General features: G+C 37.0%; 20 protein-coding genes. 15 read left to right on the forward strand and 5 right to left on the reverse strand.

Annotated elements, in window-relative coordinates; all coding sequences use genetic code 11:
* Positions 1-5 precede the first annotated feature (5 nt).
* On the reverse strand, positions 6-2,204 hold the full coding sequence (locus tag WH267_RS18470) for an ATP-binding protein (RefSeq protein WP_340010165.1): 2,199 nt from the start codon (positions 2,202-2,204) through the stop codon (positions 6-8).
* 371 nt (positions 2,205-2,575) lie between these two features.
* Between WH267_RS18470 and WH267_RS18475 the strand changes: the two genes are divergently transcribed.
* The 6 genes from WH267_RS18475 to WH267_RS18500 all read left to right on the forward strand — a co-directional run bounded on the left by WH267_RS18475 (position 2,576) and on the right by WH267_RS18500 (position 9,750).
* On the forward strand, positions 2,576-3,625 hold the full coding sequence (locus WH267_RS18475; RefSeq protein ID WP_340010167.1) for a linear amide C-N hydrolase: 1,050 nt from the start codon (positions 2,576-2,578) through the stop codon (positions 3,623-3,625).
* Positions 3,626-3,765: 140 nt separating this feature from the next.
* Complete coding sequence (locus WH267_RS18480; RefSeq protein WP_340010169.1) at positions 3,766-4,932, forward strand: porin; 1,167 nt, start codon at positions 3,766-3,768, stop codon at positions 4,930-4,932.
* 20 nt (positions 4,933-4,952) lie between these two features.
* Positions 4,953-6,383: an anion permease gene (locus tag WH267_RS18485; RefSeq protein ID WP_340010170.1), complete on the forward strand. Its 1,431-nt coding sequence runs from the start codon at positions 4,953-4,955 to the stop codon at positions 6,381-6,383.
* A 16-nt stretch (positions 6,384-6,399) separates the two neighbouring features.
* Positions 6,400-7,056 (forward strand): succinate dehydrogenase cytochrome b subunit, encoded by a 657-nt coding sequence (locus WH267_RS18490; RefSeq protein ID WP_340010172.1) that lies wholly within the window; start codon positions 6,400-6,402, stop codon positions 7,054-7,056.
* A 12-nt stretch (positions 7,057-7,068) separates the two neighbouring features.
* Entirely contained in the window at positions 7,069-8,985 is a 1,917-nt protein-coding gene (locus tag WH267_RS18495) for a fumarate reductase/succinate dehydrogenase flavoprotein subunit (RefSeq protein ID WP_115969375.1), read from the forward strand.
* A 12-nt stretch (positions 8,986-8,997) separates the two neighbouring features.
* Positions 8,998-9,750 (forward strand): succinate dehydrogenase/fumarate reductase iron-sulfur subunit, encoded by a 753-nt coding sequence (locus WH267_RS18500; protein WP_115969373.1) that lies wholly within the window; start codon positions 8,998-9,000, stop codon positions 9,748-9,750.
* 275 nt (positions 9,751-10,025) lie between these two features.
* Here WH267_RS18500 and WH267_RS18505 read toward each other — a convergent pair whose 3' ends face one another.
* The 3 genes from WH267_RS18505 to WH267_RS18515 form a co-directional block, all read right to left on the reverse strand.
* Positions 10,026-10,796: a cyclase family protein gene (locus WH267_RS18505; RefSeq protein ID WP_115969370.1), complete on the reverse strand. Its 771-nt coding sequence runs from the start codon at positions 10,794-10,796 to the stop codon at positions 10,026-10,028.
* Positions 10,797-11,021: 225 nt separating this feature from the next.
* Positions 11,022-11,984, reverse strand: coding sequence for a hypothetical protein (locus WH267_RS18510; RefSeq protein WP_115969368.1), 963 nt, complete (start codon positions 11,982-11,984; stop codon positions 11,022-11,024).
* Positions 11,985-12,249: 265 nt separating this feature from the next.
* Positions 12,250-13,263: a nucleoid-associated protein gene (locus WH267_RS18515; RefSeq protein WP_089737409.1), complete on the reverse strand. Its 1,014-nt coding sequence runs from the start codon at positions 13,261-13,263 to the stop codon at positions 12,250-12,252.
* A gap of 440 nt (positions 13,264-13,703) precedes the next feature.
* Here WH267_RS18515 and WH267_RS18520 point away from each other — a divergent pair, with 440 nt between their 5' ends.
* From WH267_RS18520 to WH267_RS18535, 4 genes are all read left to right on the forward strand, one after another.
* On the forward strand, positions 13,704-13,868 hold the full coding sequence (locus tag WH267_RS18520) for a hypothetical protein (protein ID WP_228438536.1): 165 nt from the start codon (positions 13,704-13,706) through the stop codon (positions 13,866-13,868).
* An 11-nt stretch (positions 13,869-13,879) separates the two neighbouring features.
* Positions 13,880-14,236 carry a DUF7674 family protein gene (locus WH267_RS18525; RefSeq protein ID WP_115969363.1) on the forward strand — a complete coding sequence of 119 codons (357 nt, stop codon included), beginning with the start codon at positions 13,880-13,882 and terminating at the stop codon, positions 14,234-14,236.
* Between the two features lie 82 nt (positions 14,237-14,318).
* A complete protein-coding gene (locus WH267_RS18530; protein WP_262511434.1) occupies positions 14,319-14,450 on the forward strand; it encodes a hypothetical protein in 132 nt (43 codons plus the stop codon).
* 51 nt (positions 14,451-14,501) lie between these two features.
* Positions 14,502-14,897: a DUF7674 family protein gene (locus WH267_RS18535; protein WP_340010180.1), complete on the forward strand. Its 396-nt coding sequence runs from the start codon at positions 14,502-14,504 to the stop codon at positions 14,895-14,897.
* 63 nt (positions 14,898-14,960) lie between these two features.
* On the opposite strand, the gene WH267_RS18540 is transcribed toward WH267_RS18535, so the two are convergent.
* Entirely contained in the window at positions 14,961-15,833 is an 873-nt protein-coding gene (locus WH267_RS18540) for a nucleoside hydrolase (protein ID WP_340010181.1), read from the reverse strand.
* A gap of 202 nt (positions 15,834-16,035) precedes the next feature.
* On the opposite strand from WH267_RS18540, the gene WH267_RS18545 reads away from it, so the two are divergent.
* The 5 genes from WH267_RS18545 (at position 16,036) to WH267_RS18565 (ending at position 19,569) form a co-directional block, all read left to right on the forward strand.
* A complete protein-coding gene (locus WH267_RS18545) occupies positions 16,036-16,806 on the forward strand; it encodes a helix-turn-helix domain-containing protein (RefSeq protein WP_340010182.1) in 771 nt (256 codons plus the stop codon).
* Between the two features lie 386 nt (positions 16,807-17,192).
* Complete coding sequence (locus tag WH267_RS18550) at positions 17,193-17,612, forward strand: DoxX family membrane protein (protein WP_340010184.1); 420 nt, start codon at positions 17,193-17,195, stop codon at positions 17,610-17,612.
* A gap of 21 nt (positions 17,613-17,633) precedes the next feature.
* Entirely contained in the window at positions 17,634-17,987 is a 354-nt protein-coding gene (locus WH267_RS18555) for a cupin domain-containing protein (RefSeq protein WP_340010185.1), read from the forward strand.
* A 116-nt stretch (positions 17,988-18,103) separates the two neighbouring features.
* Complete coding sequence (locus tag WH267_RS18560) at positions 18,104-18,781, forward strand: hypothetical protein (RefSeq protein ID WP_340010187.1); 678 nt, start codon at positions 18,104-18,106, stop codon at positions 18,779-18,781.
* 65 nt (positions 18,782-18,846) lie between these two features.
* Complete coding sequence (locus WH267_RS18565; protein WP_340010189.1) at positions 18,847-19,569, forward strand: ankyrin repeat domain-containing protein; 723 nt, start codon at positions 18,847-18,849, stop codon at positions 19,567-19,569.
* Positions 19,570-19,574: the final 5 nt, after the last annotated feature.

The raw sequence follows: 19,574 nt of genomic DNA on the forward strand, positions 1-19,574 counted from the left end.
GTTTCTCAAATGTAAGGTTTTTTGAACGTTAAAATGAAGGATGTACCCTCTTTATTACTCTCATAATCTATATTTCCGCCTATCCTTTTCATAATACGGTGAACAATGGACAACCCTACTCCGTTTCCCTTAAATTTCTTAGCATTATCCATCCGGTTGAAAATCTTAAACATCTTGTGCTTTTCCGATTCAGGAATACCGATTCCATTGTCTGAAATTCTGTAAACAATGGTTTGTCCGTCTTCTGTTCCCTCTATTTCTACCTTAGGCTGATCTTTATGGGATGAATATTTTACAGCATTATTGATAATATTCAGAAATACCTGATGAAGCAATGTTTTATCTGCCAGAACATCCGGACATTCCTTAATAAGTATTTCACTTTCCGGACTTCCATAAGTGATCTTTGCATTATCAGAGATCTTTTGAATGGTATTACCCGTTTTCAGAGTTTCAAGTTGTATCTCGCTATGTTTTGCACGACTCAGCTGCAGGACATCATGCATCATTTCAGCCATACTGTCTATTTCCTCAATGATTGTATTGATTTTAGTTTTACTCTTTTCAGAACTATCAGTAATATTTCCCAAAAGCATTTGTGCATTCAGTTTCATTACCGTTAAAGGAGTTCCCAGATCGTGAGAGATGGTGTAGGAAAAACTGTCGAGTTCTTCATTCACCTTTTTCAGCTCATCATTAAGCCTTTTGATCGCATTGTAATTCTTATGAGAAGTTTCCAGAATCAAATCTCTTACAGCCTGTACAGCACTCACATTTCTGGAATTCCATCTTTTTGAATGTCCTTTAATGTTTTCTGTAAAAATATGGAATGAAGTTCTCGGAGAAATCATTTGCCGGACTTCTCCATTTTGAGAAAACACCTCAATTTTCTTTTCCGGATTTCCTGCCCAGTTAATATGCTCATCAAATTCTTTACGGAACCAGATCAGCATCTCATTTTTATCCCTTTCAATAAAGTAAATAATAATTCCGGCCGCATTTTCAGACAGCTCCAGATCCCCACCATGATTCTTAAGGAAACTGCGGTTAACATAAATTCTGTCACTTGTATTTTCTAAAGCCCAATGTACAATTCTGCTGATACAATCCATTTCCGGAGTTACTCCTTCTCTGATTATATTTTCATCAGACACAATCGCCAGACCGTCTGCTTCCGGCAAATTCATCATCTCTGTTTTATTTTCCCACAGAGAATCAAATAAATTATTATGTTTTAAAAATTCCGTTTTAAGACCAGAAATTCTTTCATTCAGCTCAAGACGGTAATTCAGTTCATTTTTTGATTTAAAAGAAGAATAAGCATTAGCAGCCAACGCTGTGAAGATCCCAGCCTGCACCCTGTCTTCAAGGTCAATATGCTTAGGTTCCACATTCTGGCAGGTTACCAGGCCCCAAAGGTGATTATCAATAATAATCGATATACTGAAACTGGAAGAAACTCCTGAATTTTTAAGGTATTGCCCATGGACAGGGGACATAGCTCGTGATGCAGATAGACTCAGATCAATATCCTTAATGGTTTTGCTTACCACAGGAACCGTATCTGCATAGACATTGCTGAAGATTCTTTTTCTTTTTTTCAGATAAAGTTCCCGAGCCTGTTTTGGGATATCGGACTCAGGATAATGCAGCCCTAGAAAACTTTCCATTTCTTCATTTTTCTTCTCGGCAATTACTTTTCCGGAACCGTCCATCATAAATTTATAAACCATTGTCCGGTCATAATTCACCACTTTAGAAAGCGTTTCCAGCAGGTGATTCCAAAGTTCATGTTCATCATCAATCACATAAAAGTTATCGTATTTGTTAGAAATTCTTTTATCCGGATTCATCAGAACTTCCTCAAATTCGAGGAAAATAGATCCACTGCTTCTGAAAACAGAAAAATGATATTGCGTTTTATCAATAAAGATTTTGTCAAAATAGGTTTCATTTTCCCTTCTGGTAAAACGATCCAGGGAAGTATAAATATCTGATTCAATAATGTGCTGAAAACTTTCCGGGAAATCCGTAAGCCTTCTGCCGAATAACTCATCCTGGTTTCCGATTTTAAAAATATCCGATATGTTCCGGCTTAAAAAAGTAATGGAATGAGATTCTGCATCAATGCCAATCAGATAACCAAAACTTTGTATAGAACCCGGAATATGGATAGGTTCTTCATGACATTCTACAAAATTCATAACTCTTTTCAGTCTATCTATCAAATATAGCTCTTTTTTTTAACTGGTTTTGGAGATGTGGTATGTAATTTTCACTCTGGTAATGTGGTAGCATACAGTAAAAAACAAGCATTTATTCCCATTGAAAAATCATCGATTTTCGCCCCATTTCAGTATGATATTTCTAAAATATACGAAAAATTTCCCAATAATAGTATTTTCAACCATTAAAGCATGATTCATAACATGAAATGTAGTTTATCAACTAAAATAATTATGTTATTTAATCAAATTTAACTAAATTTATATCACCAAATAATGAATATGAATGGAAAACCATTGAATTATTCACAATAATTTCAATATAAATTTTAAATTCAAATAATACTATTATGAAAAAGTTCCCATTAATTTTATTTTCTCTTGTCCTTTCAGTAGGATTATGGAATCCGTCAGAAGCGTGCACCCGTGTTGTTTACAAAGGTCCGCAAAATACTATTCTTACAGCCCGCTCTATGGACTGGCGTGACGAGATTCCGGCCAATCTCTGGATTTTTCCAAAAGGAATAGACCGCAATGGCCAGACCGGTCCTAAATCTGTAAAATGGACTTCCAAATACGGAAGTGTGATAAGTTCCAGCTGGGATATAGCTTCTGCAGACGGAATGAACGAAAAAGGATTGGTAGCCAATATGCTATGGTTAGGAGAATCTCAATATCCAAAATTTGATCCTAAAGGAGAAAAAAATGGACTTGCCATCTCTTTGTGGGCACAATATTATCTTGACAACTTCTCAACAGTGAAAGAAGCTGTAGAGTTTTCAAGAAAAGAGCCATTCGTTGTAGTAAGTGATTATATTCCGGGAACAGAAAAATTCACCACCATTCACCTTTCTCTTTCTGATGCTTCAGGAGATAATGCAGTATTAGAATATATCAATGGAAAACTGGTGATACACCACGATCCTTCTTACACGGTAATGACCAACTCTCCTATTTTTGATGAGCAGCTTGCCCTTAACAATTACTGGAAAGGGATTCCGGGAACAGTGATGCTTCCGGGAACCAACCGTGCTGCTGATCGTTTTGTAAGAGCTTCTTATTACATTGATGCAATTCCTAAAACGGCTGATACCCGCACTGCTGTAGCCAGCATATTCAGTGTTATCAGAAACTGTTCTGTACCATACGGCATTTCTTCCCCTACCGAACCTAATATTTCTTCAACAAGATGGCGTTCTGTTTCGGATCAGAAGAATCTGGTATATTATTTTGAAACCGTTTTCACTCCCAATACATTCTGGGTAGATCTTAAAGATTTTGACCTGAGTGCAAAAGGGAAAGTGATGAAACTGGATCTGAGCAACTATCAGACGTATCACGGTAAATCAAATACCAATTTCAAAGAAACTCCATCTTTCAAATTTTTAGGACTGGAATAAAAATTCAGGAAGAGAGCTAAGCAACAAAAGTTTTTATCATTTATGGCACGTCAGTGCTTAACCTCAACTTTTCAAGGATAGAGACAGAAACTTTTATGCTTGTATACAATTCAAAAAAAGCAAAAATTAAACAAATAGATATGGCCTTTTTTTCATTAAAAAAGAGAAGTCTGATCCTGTGCATACTCTTGGGCTGGTTTTCAGCAAATGCACAGATACAGGATTCTCTACAGACCACACTACAACCACAGGAAGAAGATCATGTAAAATATCCTCAGCTTCAGATCAAAGGGCTTTTTCAGGCACGTTATCTGGTAGGAATGAGTAAAGATGTTGATGTCAACGGACTTCATCATTCTGACGGATCGGGAACCAGCAATAATTTCATGCTGAAATACATGAGGGTTCAGGTAAGAGCACAGATCAGTAAACGTACGGAAGTTGTTGCATTGGCTAACCTTGCAGATTTTAAAAATGACCCTAAAGGCAGAGTGCTTGAAAATGCTTACCTGAAGTACACTTTCAGTCCCAAGCTGGCATTCACTGTAGGACAGTTCAGACCCTGGTTTGGTATTGAGGAAACTTATCCTATCGATATTATCAAATCCCTGGACTGGTCTAACCAGTACTCTGAATTCGGGAAACTGGGCTGGACAAGCTTCCAGATCGGGCTTTCTGCCACAGGACAGGTAAAATTAGGGGGAATACCTCTTCAATATGCTGTATCTGTAGTAAATGGAAACGGGAAAAACCAGGTCAATGATAATGATAACGGAAAGCAGTATTCTACCCGTTTACTTTTCGGACTATCCAAGAAATACAATTTCAATGTGGGTCTGAATGGAGGTATTGGTGAGGTTTTCAGCAAAAAAGTATATGCCGTAGGGATTGACCTGAGCTCAATGGTTCAGTTTGATCCGAAATGGAGTCTTGATATGCAGCTGGAAGCTAAACAGGCAACTAACCACGTTCTGTACAATTCTATTGCTCCGGAAGTAAGACCTGATAATCCGGATCAGTACCTCATTCGGGGGGCTTATTTCCTTCCGAATCTGAGATATGAAATCAATCACAAAAACCTCAGTGCTTTTGAATTGTCTTGCCGATATGAATATCTGGACACCAACTTCAGATTGGCTTCTAATCCAAGACAAACTATCACCCCGATGGTAGGACTTGAATTTTTGAAAAACTATGGAGCAAGAATTCAGCTGGGTGTACAGTTCGACCGCTACAAATATCAGGTAGAAAATACCAACCAATACAATAACAATCTATTCATAGTGCAAGTACAAAGTAGATTTTAACAGATTAAATTGTGAGTATCATGAAAGAAATTAATATTAAAAACGTTGCGATCACATTTGTCGTTGCGTTAATCATCTGGTTCATTCCTGCCCCTGAAGGTGTTGCTCAGAATGCCTGGCATCTGTTTGCCATCTTTGCGGCAACTATTTTAGGAATTATTTTAAAAGCAGCTCCTATGGGAACAATGTGTATGATGGCCATTGGATTTACGGCCCTTACACAAGTAGTAGCTCCCGGAGATGCCGGGAAATCTATTACCAAAGCGCTTTCCGGATTTGGAGATAAAGTGATCTGGCTGATCGGGATTTCATTCTTTATTGCCAGAGGATTTATCAAAACAGGTTTAGGAAACCGTATTGCCTTTTTATTCATCAGGGTTTTCGGGAAAAGCTCATTGGGACTGGCTTACGGATTAGGACTTGCAGACGTTTGTCTGGCTCCGGCTATTCCAAGTAATACGGCAAGAGGTGGTGGAATTATCTACCCGATCATGAAATCTATGGCCATCAGCTTTGATTCCGTTCCTGAAAAACCAGAAACGCATAGAAAACTGGGTTCATTTTTAACATTGAACAGTTACTATATGAACCTCATCGCTTCTTCCATGTTCTTAACCGGAACCGCAAGTAACCCGATGTGTCAGAAATTTGCAGCCAACCTGGGAATCGATATTACATGGATGTCTTGGGCAGCAGCTGGTTTTGTACCTGGTTTAGTAGCGTTCTTCGTCGTTCCTTTGGTTTTGTATAAATTATATCCGCCAGAATTAAAGAAAACAGGTGATGCCCCGAAGATGGCCGCTCAGAAATTAAAAGAAATGGGACCTATTTCCAGAAATGAATGGCTGATGCTGTTGGCTTTCTTCATTCTTTTATTCCTGTGGATCTTTGGTGGAGCATTGTCTATTGATGCCACAACTACTGCATTTATCGGATTAACTTTATTGCTGTTAACCTCAGTATTAACCTGGGAAGATGTTAAAAGTGAAAAAGGAGCATGGGATACCATCGTTTGGTTTGCCGTTCTGGTCATGATGGCAAGCTCATTGAATGAATTGGGCTTCATTGGCTGGTTCAGTAACCTTATCAAAATTCAAATCGGAGGTTTGAGCTGGCAGGTAGCCTTCCCGGTTATTATTGTCGTTTATTTCTTCAGTCACTATATTTTCGCAAGTGCTACTGCTCACGTAGCAGCTATGTATGCAGCCCTGCTGGGTGTAGGTGTTTCTTTAGGAATTCCGCCTATGCTACTGGCAATGATGCTAGGATTCATGGGTTCAATTTATGGAGTACTTACTCATTACGGACATGGCCCGGCTCCAGTATTCTTCGGTAGCGGATATGTAGATCTGAAAATCTGGTGGCTTCGAGGTCTTGAAATAGGAATCGTGCTCTTAATCATCTACATGGTTGTAGGAGGTTTATGGATGAAAGTTTTAGGATATTATTAATTATTAAATCAAATATATGTTATCAACATTGTCAAGAAAAATGCTGATGTGCCTTACAGGACTCTTTTTGGGATTCTTCCTGTTGATTCATTTCCTCGGAAATCTTCAGCTTTTTCTCCCTCAGGAACAGGCTCATCTGCAATTCAATGCCTATTCGCATTTTTTATCAGGAAATATCATTATCAAAATAGTTTCTTATGTTTTGTATGCAAGTATTATTCTTCATGCTGTAGATGGGCTGATGATTACGCTGAAAAATAAAAAATCCGGTGGTGATTATCAGAACGACAGACGTGGAAGAGCCAGTAAATGGGCTTCCAGAAATATGGGTATCCTCGGAACCTTAATCCTGATCTTTCTGGTGATTCATTTTCAAAACTTCTGGTATGTCTATAAATTCGGAAATCCACCATTGGATGAGAATGGAAATAAGGACTTATATATTTTGGTAGTCACCGTATTTAAAGAATGGTGGTATGTGGTGATCTATGTTCTTTCTATGATTGCTTTATGCTATCACCTGATCCACGGATTGTACAGTTCCGTAAGAACACTTGGATTATACCATCCTAAATTTGTGAAATGGGTTAAAATCATTGGAACCGCCTACTCTATCATTATCAGTTTAGGTTTTGCCCTTATGCCTGTTTATGTATTCTTTACTTATCATTAAAAAGACCTCATCATGATTTTAGATTCAAAAATACCACAAGGCCCATTGGAAGATAAATGGGCATATTATAAAAAGAAAGCCAAGCTTGTGAACCCGGCCAACCGTAAAAAGCTTGATGTGATTGTTGTAGGAACGGGTCTTGCAGGAAGTTCTATTGCAGCTTCTTTAGGAGAAATGGGATATAATGTGAAAGCATTCTGTTTCCAGGACAGTCCAAGAAGAGCACACTCTGTAGCCGCACAAGGTGGAGTGAATGCTGCTAAAAATTATAAAAATGATGGTGACAGTGTGTACAGGATGTTCGTAGACACCTTGAAAGGAGGAGATTTCAGAGCCCGTGAAGCCAACGTCTACCGAATGGCAGAATGTTCTTTAAACCTCATCGATCAGGCCGTAGCACAAGGCGTTCCGTTCGGACGTGAATATGGTGGCTATCTTAATAACCGTTCTTTTGGTGGAGTTCAGGTAAGCCGTACTTTCTACGCCAGAGGACAAACCGGACAACAATTGCTTCTGGGCGCTTATCAGGCTTTAATGAGACAGGTTGGAAAAGGCTCTGTACAGTTATTTTCAAGACATGAAATGCTTGATCTGGTTACGATTGACGGAAAAGCAAGAGGAATTATCGTAAGAAACCTAGATACCGGAGAAATTGAAAGGCATGCAGCTCATGCTGTAATATTAGCAACCGGAGGTTATGGAAAGATTTATTACCTGTCAACATTAGCCATGGGATGTAATGGTTCTGCCATCTGGAGGGCCCATAAAAAAGGAGCTTTAATGGCTTCCCCAAGCTGGATTCAGGTACATCCTACTTCTCTTCCGCAATCCGGAGATTATCAATCTAAATTAACGCTGATGTCTGAATCACTGCGTAATGACGGACGAATCTGGGTTCCATTAAAAGAAAATGAAAACAGAGCTCCGAATGACATTCCTGAAAATGAAAGAGACTATTATCTGGAAAGAAGATATCCGGCATTCGGAAATCTGGCACCAAGAGATATCTCATCCCGTGCTGCTAAAGAAAGAATTGACGCCGGCTTCGGAATCGGTCCTTTGAAAAATGCAGTGTACCTTGATTTTTCTAAGGCAATAAAAGAACAGGGAAAAGATAAGATCAAAGAGAAATACGGAAACTTATTTGATATGTATCTTAAAATCACAGGATATGACGCTTATAAAGAACCCATGATGATCTCTCCTTCTGCTCACTTCTCTATGGGAGGACTTTGGGTAGATTATGAACTGATGACTACTGTTCCAGGACTTTTTGCATTGGGTGAAGCTAATTTTGCAGATCATGGAGCGAACAGATTGGGAGCCAACTCTCTTTTGCAGGCTTCTGTAGATGGTTATTTTATTGCTCCATATACCATTGCGAACTATTTAGCAGATGAAATTCACACAGGAAAAATTTCACCAGATGCTCCTGAGTTTGAGCAGGCTGAAAATGCAGTTAAAAACCAAATTCAGGACTTCATGAATATCAAAGGAACTAAAACTGTTGACTACTTTCATAAAACATTGGGAAAGTTACTGTACGACTATTGCGGACTGGCAAGAAATGAGGAAGGGCTTAAATATGCCATTCAGGAAATCAGAAAGCTGAAACAGGAATTCTACAAAGATGTAAGAGTTTCAGGGCAAGGGGACAAGATGAATGCCGAACTGGAAAAGGCTGGCCGTGTTGCTGATTATTTTGAAATCGGAGAGCTGATGTGTTATGATGCTTTAACCCGTAATGAATCCTGTGGAGCTCACTTCCGTGAAGAGTATCAGACTCCGGATGGGGAAGCCATGAGAAATGATGCGGAATATCAATTCATTTCAGCATGGGCATGGACAGGTGAAAATGGTGACCCTGAACTGGTTAAAGAACCTTTAATCTTTGAAGAAATACAGCCAACGGTAAGAAGTTATAAATAAAAAACAAAAATTATGGATTTACACCTTAAGATATGGAGACAGAAGGACAAACAAAGTGAGGGAAAACTGGTTAATTACGACCTTAAAGGATTAAATTCTCACATGTCTTTCCTGGAAATGCTGGATACGTTAAATGAAAAACTGATTACCGAAGGAGATGAACCAGTAGAATTCGATCACGACTGTCGTGAAGGCATCTGCGGACAATGTGGGATGATGATTAACGGTATTGCTCATGGTCCTTTAAAAAATACTACTACCTGCCAGCTTCACCTTCGTTCTTTTAAAGATGGTGAAACGATTCTGATAGAGCCTTTCCGTGCGGAAGCATTTCCTGTAAAGAAAGATTTAAAAGTAGACCGTTCTGCTTTTGACAGGATTATTTCTTCCGGAGGTTTTGTTTCTGTGAATACCGGTCAGGCTCCTGATGCCACTGCTATTCCGGTAACACATCAGATTGCTGAAGAAGCTTTTGATTCTGCTGCATGTATCGGATGTGGTGCCTGTGTGGCAACCTGTAAAAATGGAAGTGCTGCATTGTTTACTTCTGCAAAAATTGCTCACATGGCCTTGTTACCTCAGGGTAAAGAAGAAAGAAGTAAACGTGTTCTGGATATGGTTTACCAAATGGATACTGAATTATTTGGGCACTGCTCCAATACAGAAGCCTGTGAAGTGGAATGCCCACAGGGAATTTCTGTCCTGAATATTGCCAGAATGAATTTTGAATACAACAGAGCCTTGTTTTTTAAGAAGAAGGGTTAAATAAACGAAGAACGCTAAAAATGATACTATGTGAAAGGGTGAATCTGCAAATGCAGGTTTGCTCTTTCTATTTTTAAAATAAGTTTTTATGGATCAGCTTCAAATGCGAAATGATAATATTTTTTGTATTTAAGGTAATGCAAAGTTTTTAGCACATTATTTCCTGTTTTTAAGGGAGCAAAGGATGGAATCAATTTCATTGATTCTTTCTAAGCACATGCATATCCACTACACCTCCTAAAATATCACCAAGTTTTGCATTTGATCGATTTTTGTTAATCCATCATAGCCACTACTCTTGCCGGAGCAGCAGAACCGCCAACGATCTTTAACGGAAAAACACAGACTTTGAAACCTGATGGTGGCAATGCCTGAAGATTGGTAAGCTGCTCTATATGCAAATATTCTTTTTCTATTCCCACACGATGGCCTTCCCAAAAGTATTCCGGATCATTGAGTTCTTTTGCTTTTTTAGCCATAAATTTTAAAGGAAGATCCCATCCCCATTGATCTATTCCCATTACTTTTACGCCCTGATCAATCAGCCATTCCGTAGCTTCACGGCTCATTCCGGTTCCTTTTTCTACAAAATCGGGAGTTCCCATCAGCTTATCCCTATCGGTTCTTATTAAAACAATATTTCCCTCCTGAATGGTGATTCTATTTTTATCAAGATCTCTTTTCAGATCCTCTACAGTGATAGCTACAAAATCTTCCTTATGACTGCAATCGATGACAATACCATCTCCGTAGCACCATTCTAAAGGAATCTGATCAATTGTTTTAGCCGGTTTCCCTTCCACTTCAGGACCATAATGCCATGGAGCATCAATATGAGTAGTGGCGTGGAGTCCCATATTTTTAATCGTATCATCTGCCCAGCCTGTCCAGTTTTTGGGAAAAAGCCTGAACGGAAGATTTAATGCCAGACGAATTAGCCAATGGGATTTTCTATGAGGTTTGTGTTTGATTTTCACTCTCATAAACCAGGGATCTCCTGCATTGTACTGAATAGGTTTGGATAAATCGATGATAGTTGTTTTCATAGGATCAGCTTAAGAAGTAAAGATAATAAATACCGTTAGTTCGGAATAAAGATTTTGGATTTAGTTAGATTGGAAGATAGAGGATGGAAAATGGCAGTCATAAATATTATAAGAACAGCTATTCGTCTGTTTTACTTTTTTTAAAACAAAATTAATGATGTGGTTGACGATAAGTCATTAAAATTAAAAGTAACTTCCAGCCTCTCTCTTCGAGCTTCCAGCTTTTTAAAATATCTTTGGAATCATAATCTTCTTCGGATCATTTTCATCATACATGATCTCTACAGTTCCTGTTTTGGGTACAGAGGAAAGATTCAGAAGACTTACAATTGTTTTATAGGTAGCAATATGTTCATTTCCTCTGAAATCTTTAAAACTGACCTGAAATATAAGCTGTGGTTGGTCATTCACTGTTAAGCCTGTTTCATTCACACTGATAAGTTGTGCCTCAGCATCTCTTCCGGCAAAAAGAATTTGTTCATCTTTTTTATTTTTTACAAATTTCCCAACAATATAACTGACTATCAATACCGTAACTAAGAATATAATACCACTGAGAATAATGGGATGCACAAAAGTCAGAAACCTCCACCCAAAATCAAAAGATTCCCTACTATAAAAATAGCTATAAAGCCCTATTATATAAACAATCATAAATGCAATAAATACAAGTCGTATCGTCAGATTATTGATTTTAAATTTAGTCTGCATACCCCTTAAAATAAAATAAGGTTCTTTGGATGGTAAAGGATTTAAAAGAACTTTGACCGCTTTCCCCTTCTCGAATCTTTTTTCTTGTGGTTTTGTATCATAAAACATCATTTCCTGTCGGATAGGTACATTTCTTAGATTCTGAAAAGAAAGAACAATATGAATCATATTCATATTGGTTTTTGGATTGTATTTTACCAATTTATAGTCTATAATTTCAGCATTTCTGGGAATTCCATTTTGCATGATATGGCTGATCCTTTTCTTTTCTTTTAAAGTCTTCACCATAAGATTATTGATGAGAAAAAAGAGAACATATATCCAGATAAAAATAGAAAAACCGAGATATCCATAGCTCACGGCTAATGAATTTCTCGGTTCTGTACTTACTTCCTCAATCATTATATACAGGAAGATAGGAAATGGTATGCAGAAAACCAGCATATAAAGTGTCCAGAAAATGATCATAAATTTCATAACTGTTATTTTGCGGTGCGTGATAAAGTTATGATATTATTTTTAACCTAAGTCGATTTAAGAAATATAAAGGCCGGAAGATGGAAGAAAGAAGATGGAAGTTACTTTCAGTTTTAATTACTTACCATCAACACCATCATTAATTTTACCTTAAAAAGGAAAAAAGACGAATGGCTGTTCTTGGGATCTTCATAAGTTCCAGCTCCCGGCTTCCCTACTTGCAACTTTTTAAAATCAGGAATTCTACCCCGAAAGCTTTTCTCAATTATACTTCTTTCTCGAAATACAATCTATAGTATTTCCCTTTATCATCCTCACCCATTTCAAGCTTCTGTCTGTCACCGTGGATGTAAATATGGAAGTTTTTATCTAGCTTGATAATACTTTTAAAGTGTCTCTGGGTTTTCTTTACTGCAGCCTCACTGATAGGAAACTCTTCAGCTATATTTACCTGCATGTCCTGTTCGTAATCGGTTTTAAAGTTTACAAAACTTTCGATCACATGCTCATCACCCAATACTTCATTGGCAAATTCATCCAGTTTAAATTCTTCTTTTTCTTTGAAGAAATTAATCGATTTATTCAGGAAATCAGCCTGATCAGCTTTTGAAACTTCGAATTCCTGTGGAAGCTGTTTCGTGATATAATCCTTGTATACCATTAAAGCTTCCTGCGTGTGGAAATACTCGTCATCACGCTGTTTTACTTTTAAGAAATCCTCAAACCAGTAATACATATCTCCGTTTTTGTTGTTGTCAACTACCGAAAGTACATATCCTGTATCCTTATTATTGTTGTAGATCAAAGCTGCTTTATCAATTTTAGACAAACCAATCCCCTGATCTTTTTCAATATCAAATGTTTCTTCTGCCGGATTAATTTTCAGGAACGATTCTCTTTTTTCAGTTTTAAAGATTCCGATCTTGTCTACTCTGTCCGGACGGTCACTTTCATCTTCAAAAAGGACAATAAACAATTCTCCACTCTGAACTCTAGGGTTTTCAGCAGCTTCGAAAAGGTGTTTTGCAATATTTTCAGACTCCCAGATAAACTTGGATTTATCTTCAAAAATTTCAGATACAGCACTGTAAATCGGGTTATTCACCAGATAGGTATCACTGTAAAAATGAAAAGTTTCTTCTGACTTGAATGATCCTAAAAAGTAATCCTCAAGCATCTCTGCCATTCCTTCCTCCAGCTTCAATTCCTCCTGGGAAAGCGTTAGAGAATCTCCGTTGATCTTATTTCCGACTCTGTGTACTATTATTTTTGAAAACATCTTCTGAATATTTGGACTGCAAAGATATTCATTCTATTCTTCACATGAAACTGATTTTTTAAACCACAAAAGACACAAAAGTTTTTATTTTTAAAATACTTTAGTTCATATAAAAAGCTGAAAAAATAGCATAGAAAATTTCAAAAGAAGAAAATCTAAAATTTTCAAAACTTATGTGCACCTATTACCCATAAAGCTTGTCACTCAAAAATAACTTAAGTGTTATAATTCTTTTGTGACTTTTATGGTTGATATCAAATCTACCAATCCGGTTAAAAGATTCCTGTTTCTTCCAATTTGATAAAATCCTTATCATTTTGAAACGCTTTTTTTCATTTAAAAATCCAAAATAAACACATAGTCATTTCATTTTCAGATTATTATGTAAATTTTATTTTAAAAGGTACACCATTGGCATCATGATTCTCAAAACATACAAAATGGACTTGAAAACCTTGAACAGAATAGACAAATTAAGAAGATTAAAAAGCAGAGGACCACAAACTCCTAAATGGCTGAAACCTTATCACCTGCTGTTTGTTGCTTTTTTAATCATTTTCATGTTTGGAGTCTTCATTAAACTGTTGGAACAAAACCACATTTAACAATATATACTATGAACTATTTACAAGCTGTGCAGGAAATCAACGAACTGTTTCCTGACTTTGAAACAGAATTGAATACGACAAAAACACCCAATTCTTACAGTGTGATCCGCAATTTTACCGAACGCATTAAAAATATGATCCGCCAGAATGACAGTAATCTACTGTTCAGAAGTTTACAAAAGATTGACAAAATGTACATTAATGGAGATACGCTGTTAAAAAATGCCATTGAGAACACTTTTATCTACTCTCTAGACAATTATACGGCCTTTTGCAGCAAAGAATACAGACAAAAAATCTTCAGTCATATTTCTTCTGACCTGAAAAATAGTTATTCAAGACAAATTTACAGTCATGGTATATGAACCTTTTATTACAAATTTCAACGGTTTCATTACAAAGTGTTTAAATTAAACAAAATTAAAAATAACTCACAATCAATAGATTATGAAAAATAAAATCAGAAGAATTTCCGACTGGAAAACATGGAAAAACACGACTAACAGACACAATTCAGAGATATTACTCACTCACATTGCTGTGATTGTAGGTGTTTTTATTTTTGCAGCCTGTCTTTAAATTTTGGTATACATTTCGCTGCAATAAAAAGTGTTTGAAAAATTCTTAATTATGATGAAAGTACAAATGCAAACTATTAATCAAAAAATAGCTGTTGAATACTTAAAATTTTTCTATCCGAGACTTCGCAATGAAATCATACAGTTGTCTGTACAGGATAACTTTGCAGGAATCATGCAAATGACAGTCAATTATCTGAAAGGTCTGTTGCAGGAATCGAAGATCAACATTATTGCGCATCACATCAAACTGATGGACGGACTTTACCGAAATGGAAATTCCTATGTAAGAACGATGATCGAGAATATCTTCATAAGATCTTTTGAAAGTTTTAAAAAACATGCTAAAATAGCCCATTGGAAACTGCTTTACCAGTATATGCCGGTAAGCTTCCAAATTATTTATAATGAGCAGCAGAAGCAGGACCAGATTTACTTTGGGAAATAATTTTAAAGGCGGAGAAGGCTATTTTTCAGCGTTCTTCGCCTTTTATGATAATACTTAGTAATTTTAAATATTAGGGTTTACCATCCAAAGATCTGTTAAATCAGGGATATAGGTCGTGATTAATGACATACTCTTTTCCGGATGCTTTTCTGCTTCCAGGCATCCCCACTCTCCTTTTTTTCTGTACGGGATAACTTCTGCCCAGTTTGCTTTAGAGGGATCAATGGCCAGTAAAGCTGCTACTGTATCATGGAGTGCTTTCTCTTTTAGTTCTACAGCCTTCAGAAACAGGTCTAGCCCTTTGTTGTGATTACGATACGGAATAAGCAGTTTAGCATCTTCTTTGGTGAAAACAGCCCCATGACAAACGTTTTTACTAATCATGCGTCTTTCAGCCATCGGGTTTGAAAGCAAAGCTTCAGCCGCAAGCGGGTTACCATTCAGGTTAAAAGTTGCACAAACAAGTTTTCCGTCAAATTTCTCCAGGCGGTGTTCCTTTGAAACAATATTATCCCCTGCAAAACCTCCCTGACAAAACCAGCGATTAAAGAATACTCCGGTTTCCAATAAAGAATGTGGATTCGTAAGTGCTGCCCCGGTTAACAAAGTGCAATCGGGAAATTTCTGAAGCGTTTCTGCCATAATATTCGCTGCAGTATCATCTGCATCGGAATCTTCAAAATTTCCTACCCAGTCCCGGTAAAATCCTGAAACACGTTTAGCTATAGACTTGGGAGTTCCAGCTCCAATGCGAACGTCTTCTCTATCAAGAATTCGTAAAACATGGCGTACAAAGCCAATTTGATCTGTTCCTCCCGGATGTATGGAAACACTCACCAGGTTAACTTTTGGATGGGTTGCTAAAATAGCAAGAGTCATAGAATCATCAGGATCTGCAGTTTCCATATCGAAATGGAAAGGCAATTTAGGTTGCATATAATTTTTCTAGTATATTAGTTTTCAGCTGTAAAGATATAGAAAATAAAGATTATGCTTTTTTTGAGTCCGTCATTGAAAAATAATAATTTCTTTCTTAAACAAAAATCGTTTATTAAATATGACACTAAATCCCGAAGTCTTTGTAATTTAGTGAAAAGATCTAGCCCTATCGGGTACTTACAATTATAATGAATAAAAAATGATTGAAGTAAAAAAATATTCTAATCAGGAAGGACATCCCGAACCAAGACGGGTAATAAAGTATACTCTGTTCTGGTGCAATACCGGGACTGCTGAAATTCTGATTGACGAAAATATTTTTAACCTAAAAAGCGGACAAACCGTTACCATTACTTCTGGACAGTTTCACCAGCTGATTACTGTGAATGGAGAACTCACAGCCCTCGAATTTACCTTAGATTTTTTCTGTAAAAGCGATAGTGATATTGAGTTGATTTTCCACAACGGATTGTTCTGTCACTTTGGAATGAATGAAATGATTACCGTTCAGCACCCAGATTTTTTTACAGATACTCTCAACCTGATTGAAAAGGAAATCCACGAAAAACCCTATCAGTACCTGACCTCAACTCATTCTTTGGTAGAATTACTTTTGGTAGAGATTAATCGTTCTAAAATTGCCAATGGTGATGAAATCTGGAAGCCAGATGCTTTGTTTCTTAAGTTTTTAGAGAGTGTCCGTAATAACTTCTCCAATAACCATCCTGTATCTTACCATGCAGATGCATTGACAACCACTGAGGCTAAACTTCATACCAATAAAACTGCCCAAAATGTGATCTATAGTCTTACCATTTCCGAGGCAAAAAGGTTGTTACTTTATGAAAAACTGAGCATTAAAGAAATTGCCTACCAACTTGGGTTCAATGATCCTTTTTACTTTTCTAATTTCTTTAAAAAGCATACTTCCCTTTCTCCAAAAGATTATCAAAAGTCGGTGAAGAGTTAAGTGTAAAAGCAGGAAGCCAGATGTTGGAAGCGGGAAGTTTCTGAAGCCTATAGAAGCGATCTTATTAAAAAAAAGAGCTTAATCCATTAGTAATCGATTTTGCTGAAGCGAATGTTATCCAGCCGATTCATCGAATCAATAAAGCCGATTCCAGCTTTACCTCGTAAAAATCTAACATAAGTTTTTTAAAGCCTTGTGTTTCCATTAAAAATCAACCACATACAGACAATATTACACTTCCGGATTTTGGAACTGATCCAATATAATTGATTTACCTGAATTCCAAAATCAGTCAAATATTCTATGCTTTTCCCGGAATCGTCTATTCTTTAGGCGAGCTCTTTCACTGAACTTTGTACCTGTCATTAAGACCTAAAAATTACTTCATGAAAACAAGACAGGACATCGCAGTTTTTTTATTAAGAATAGCATTAGCATCCGGATTTTTATCTGCTGTAGCCAGCCGGCTTAATCTTTGGGGAACACACTCTTCAGGATGGAAAAACTTTGTGAGCTATACTGCTGAAGTAAATTCATTTTTCCCTTCTTCATGGGCGCCAACCCTTGCTGTATTATCTACTACTGCAGAATTAATTATTGGTATTTTACTGCTGACAGGCTATCAGGTGCGTAAAACATCACTCGCTGCATCTGTTCTTACTTTCCTGTTTGGAACTGCCATGAGCATTTCTTTCGGATGTAAAGAGGCTTTGGATTATTCTGTTTTTATATTCAGTACGGGAGCATTTTTACTGAGTACCTTTCCCCACTATTTATGGTCTTTAGATCAATTTTCACACGAATAATAATTTAAAACATACTATATCATGAGCACAAACATCAACAATTACATTGTAAAAACCGAACAAAAAGAATGGCAACCTTTAATTGAGAAAGGAGTTCATTATAAAGGTATTTTTGTAAAGTCCTTAAAATTTGATCCTGAGCAAAACAGATCTACCACCATCCTTTTAAAATTTGAACCGGGAGCAAGCTATCCTTATCATAACCATCCGGCAGGTGAAGAACTTTTCATTCTGGAAGGTGATGCAACTATCGCAGGCGGAAATCTGGAAAAGGGAGATTATCTGTACACTCCTCCCAACTTCAAACATTCCGTGCAATCAGAAAATGGATGTATTATTCTGTTTATGGTTCCGGAAGAGGTGGAAATCCTTTAATCTGATTAATCACTTTACGATCAAACCTGTGGTGGACTGCTTTTTCATCATGGGTTTGCCTGTTTTCTCCCTTTTATTCACTGTAAAAGCTGTATCTTTGACTATCAAATTACATCATGAATACAGATTTTGAAGCTTTTAAAGAGCATTTGTCGTGGCTTATTCACCCTTCTCAAATTGATGCCGTTTCAGAAACGGAAATCAGATTATCCTCAAAGTTTACAGATACTTTTCCCATTCTTACAGAGTTAATTACTCAGGCAAGGGTTCTGAGCTTGGATATTGATCATCAGCCTCATCATCTTTTTTCCTGGACCAATAAAAACAATGAAATTTTCGGTTGGTTAACCAAAACAGAATCTGATTTTACCTCACCCCTTCCTTTTATTGAAGAGCACAAACTGTTACTCAACGAAATTGGCGGTATCCGGGAATCTTTTAATCAGCCTGATCCAAGTTTTTCAAATAATCAGGAGTTTATGTTCACCGGATCAGAATGTTCAGCAGGAATTAATGATTGGAACGACTATTACGAGGAACAGTGCAGCGATGAGAACAAGCGGCCAATGGATTATAAAAATTTCATCAGCTTTGTAGTAGAAGCTAATGGCGCAGCTACTGTATATGACCCCAAAACAAAAGAAGTTTTTCTTTTCTCCCATGATCATGCTTTTGACAATGTAGATTTTCTTGAAAATCAGCCGGAATATACTTTTCATACATTCCATACTATCACCAGTTTTGTAGATTATGTGGAAGCGCTGGCTCAGGAATGGAAAAATGAAATCATATAAACCTCCTGTTTACCGTAATCTCTGAAATTAATTATTTTTTATCCCCTATTAAAATTATATCTGAAATGAAAAAATTCGGAATATCCGTTCTTATATGTTTATCTTCATTATTAAGTGCCCAAAATAAACAGCAGATTGATGCTTTCTATACCGCTATCCGTGAGAATAATTTTCCATTGGTAAAGAAAATAGTAGATCAGGGATTTCCAATTAAAACCACACTTCCTGAGCAAACAGCACCTGTATTGGCAGCTATCTGGAAAAAGAATTTCCCTATGGTTAAATATTTGGTAGAGAAAGGGGCCAACATCACTTCGGAAAAAAAATTGGTAGATGGTGCTATTGAATATGGAAGTCCGGAAATTACTTTCTATCTTATCCAAAAAGGAGCTTATGCGAAAAATGCATTATACACTGCTATCTTCTATGAAAATTTTGGAATTGCAAAGGAACTCTATCTGAATCACCAGCCACAGATCATTGACAATGAAGATCCGGGAAAACTTTTATTGCTTGCTGTAAAAAGCAAGGATCTGGAGTTCATCAAAAAGCTTCCGCTGAAGAAAAAGGATTCCCCTATGGATTTCTTTGACTATGACGGATACAATGCTTTATTATTGGCTGTAGAAAAGAATGACACTGAAATTGCAAAATACCTTCTGTCTCAGGGAGCTGATAAAAAATCAAGAATCACTTTTGAAACTGATAACGGAACCGTTTCAGGGAAAACAGCCCTACAAATGGCCAAAGCCAATAAAAATGCAGAACTTTTGAAACTTTTGAAATAAAACAT

The sequence above is a fragment of the Chryseobacterium sp. MYb328 genome (genome assembly GCF_037572595.1).
GTDB lineage: Bacteria > Bacteroidota > Bacteroidia > Flavobacteriales > Weeksellaceae > Chryseobacterium > Chryseobacterium pennae.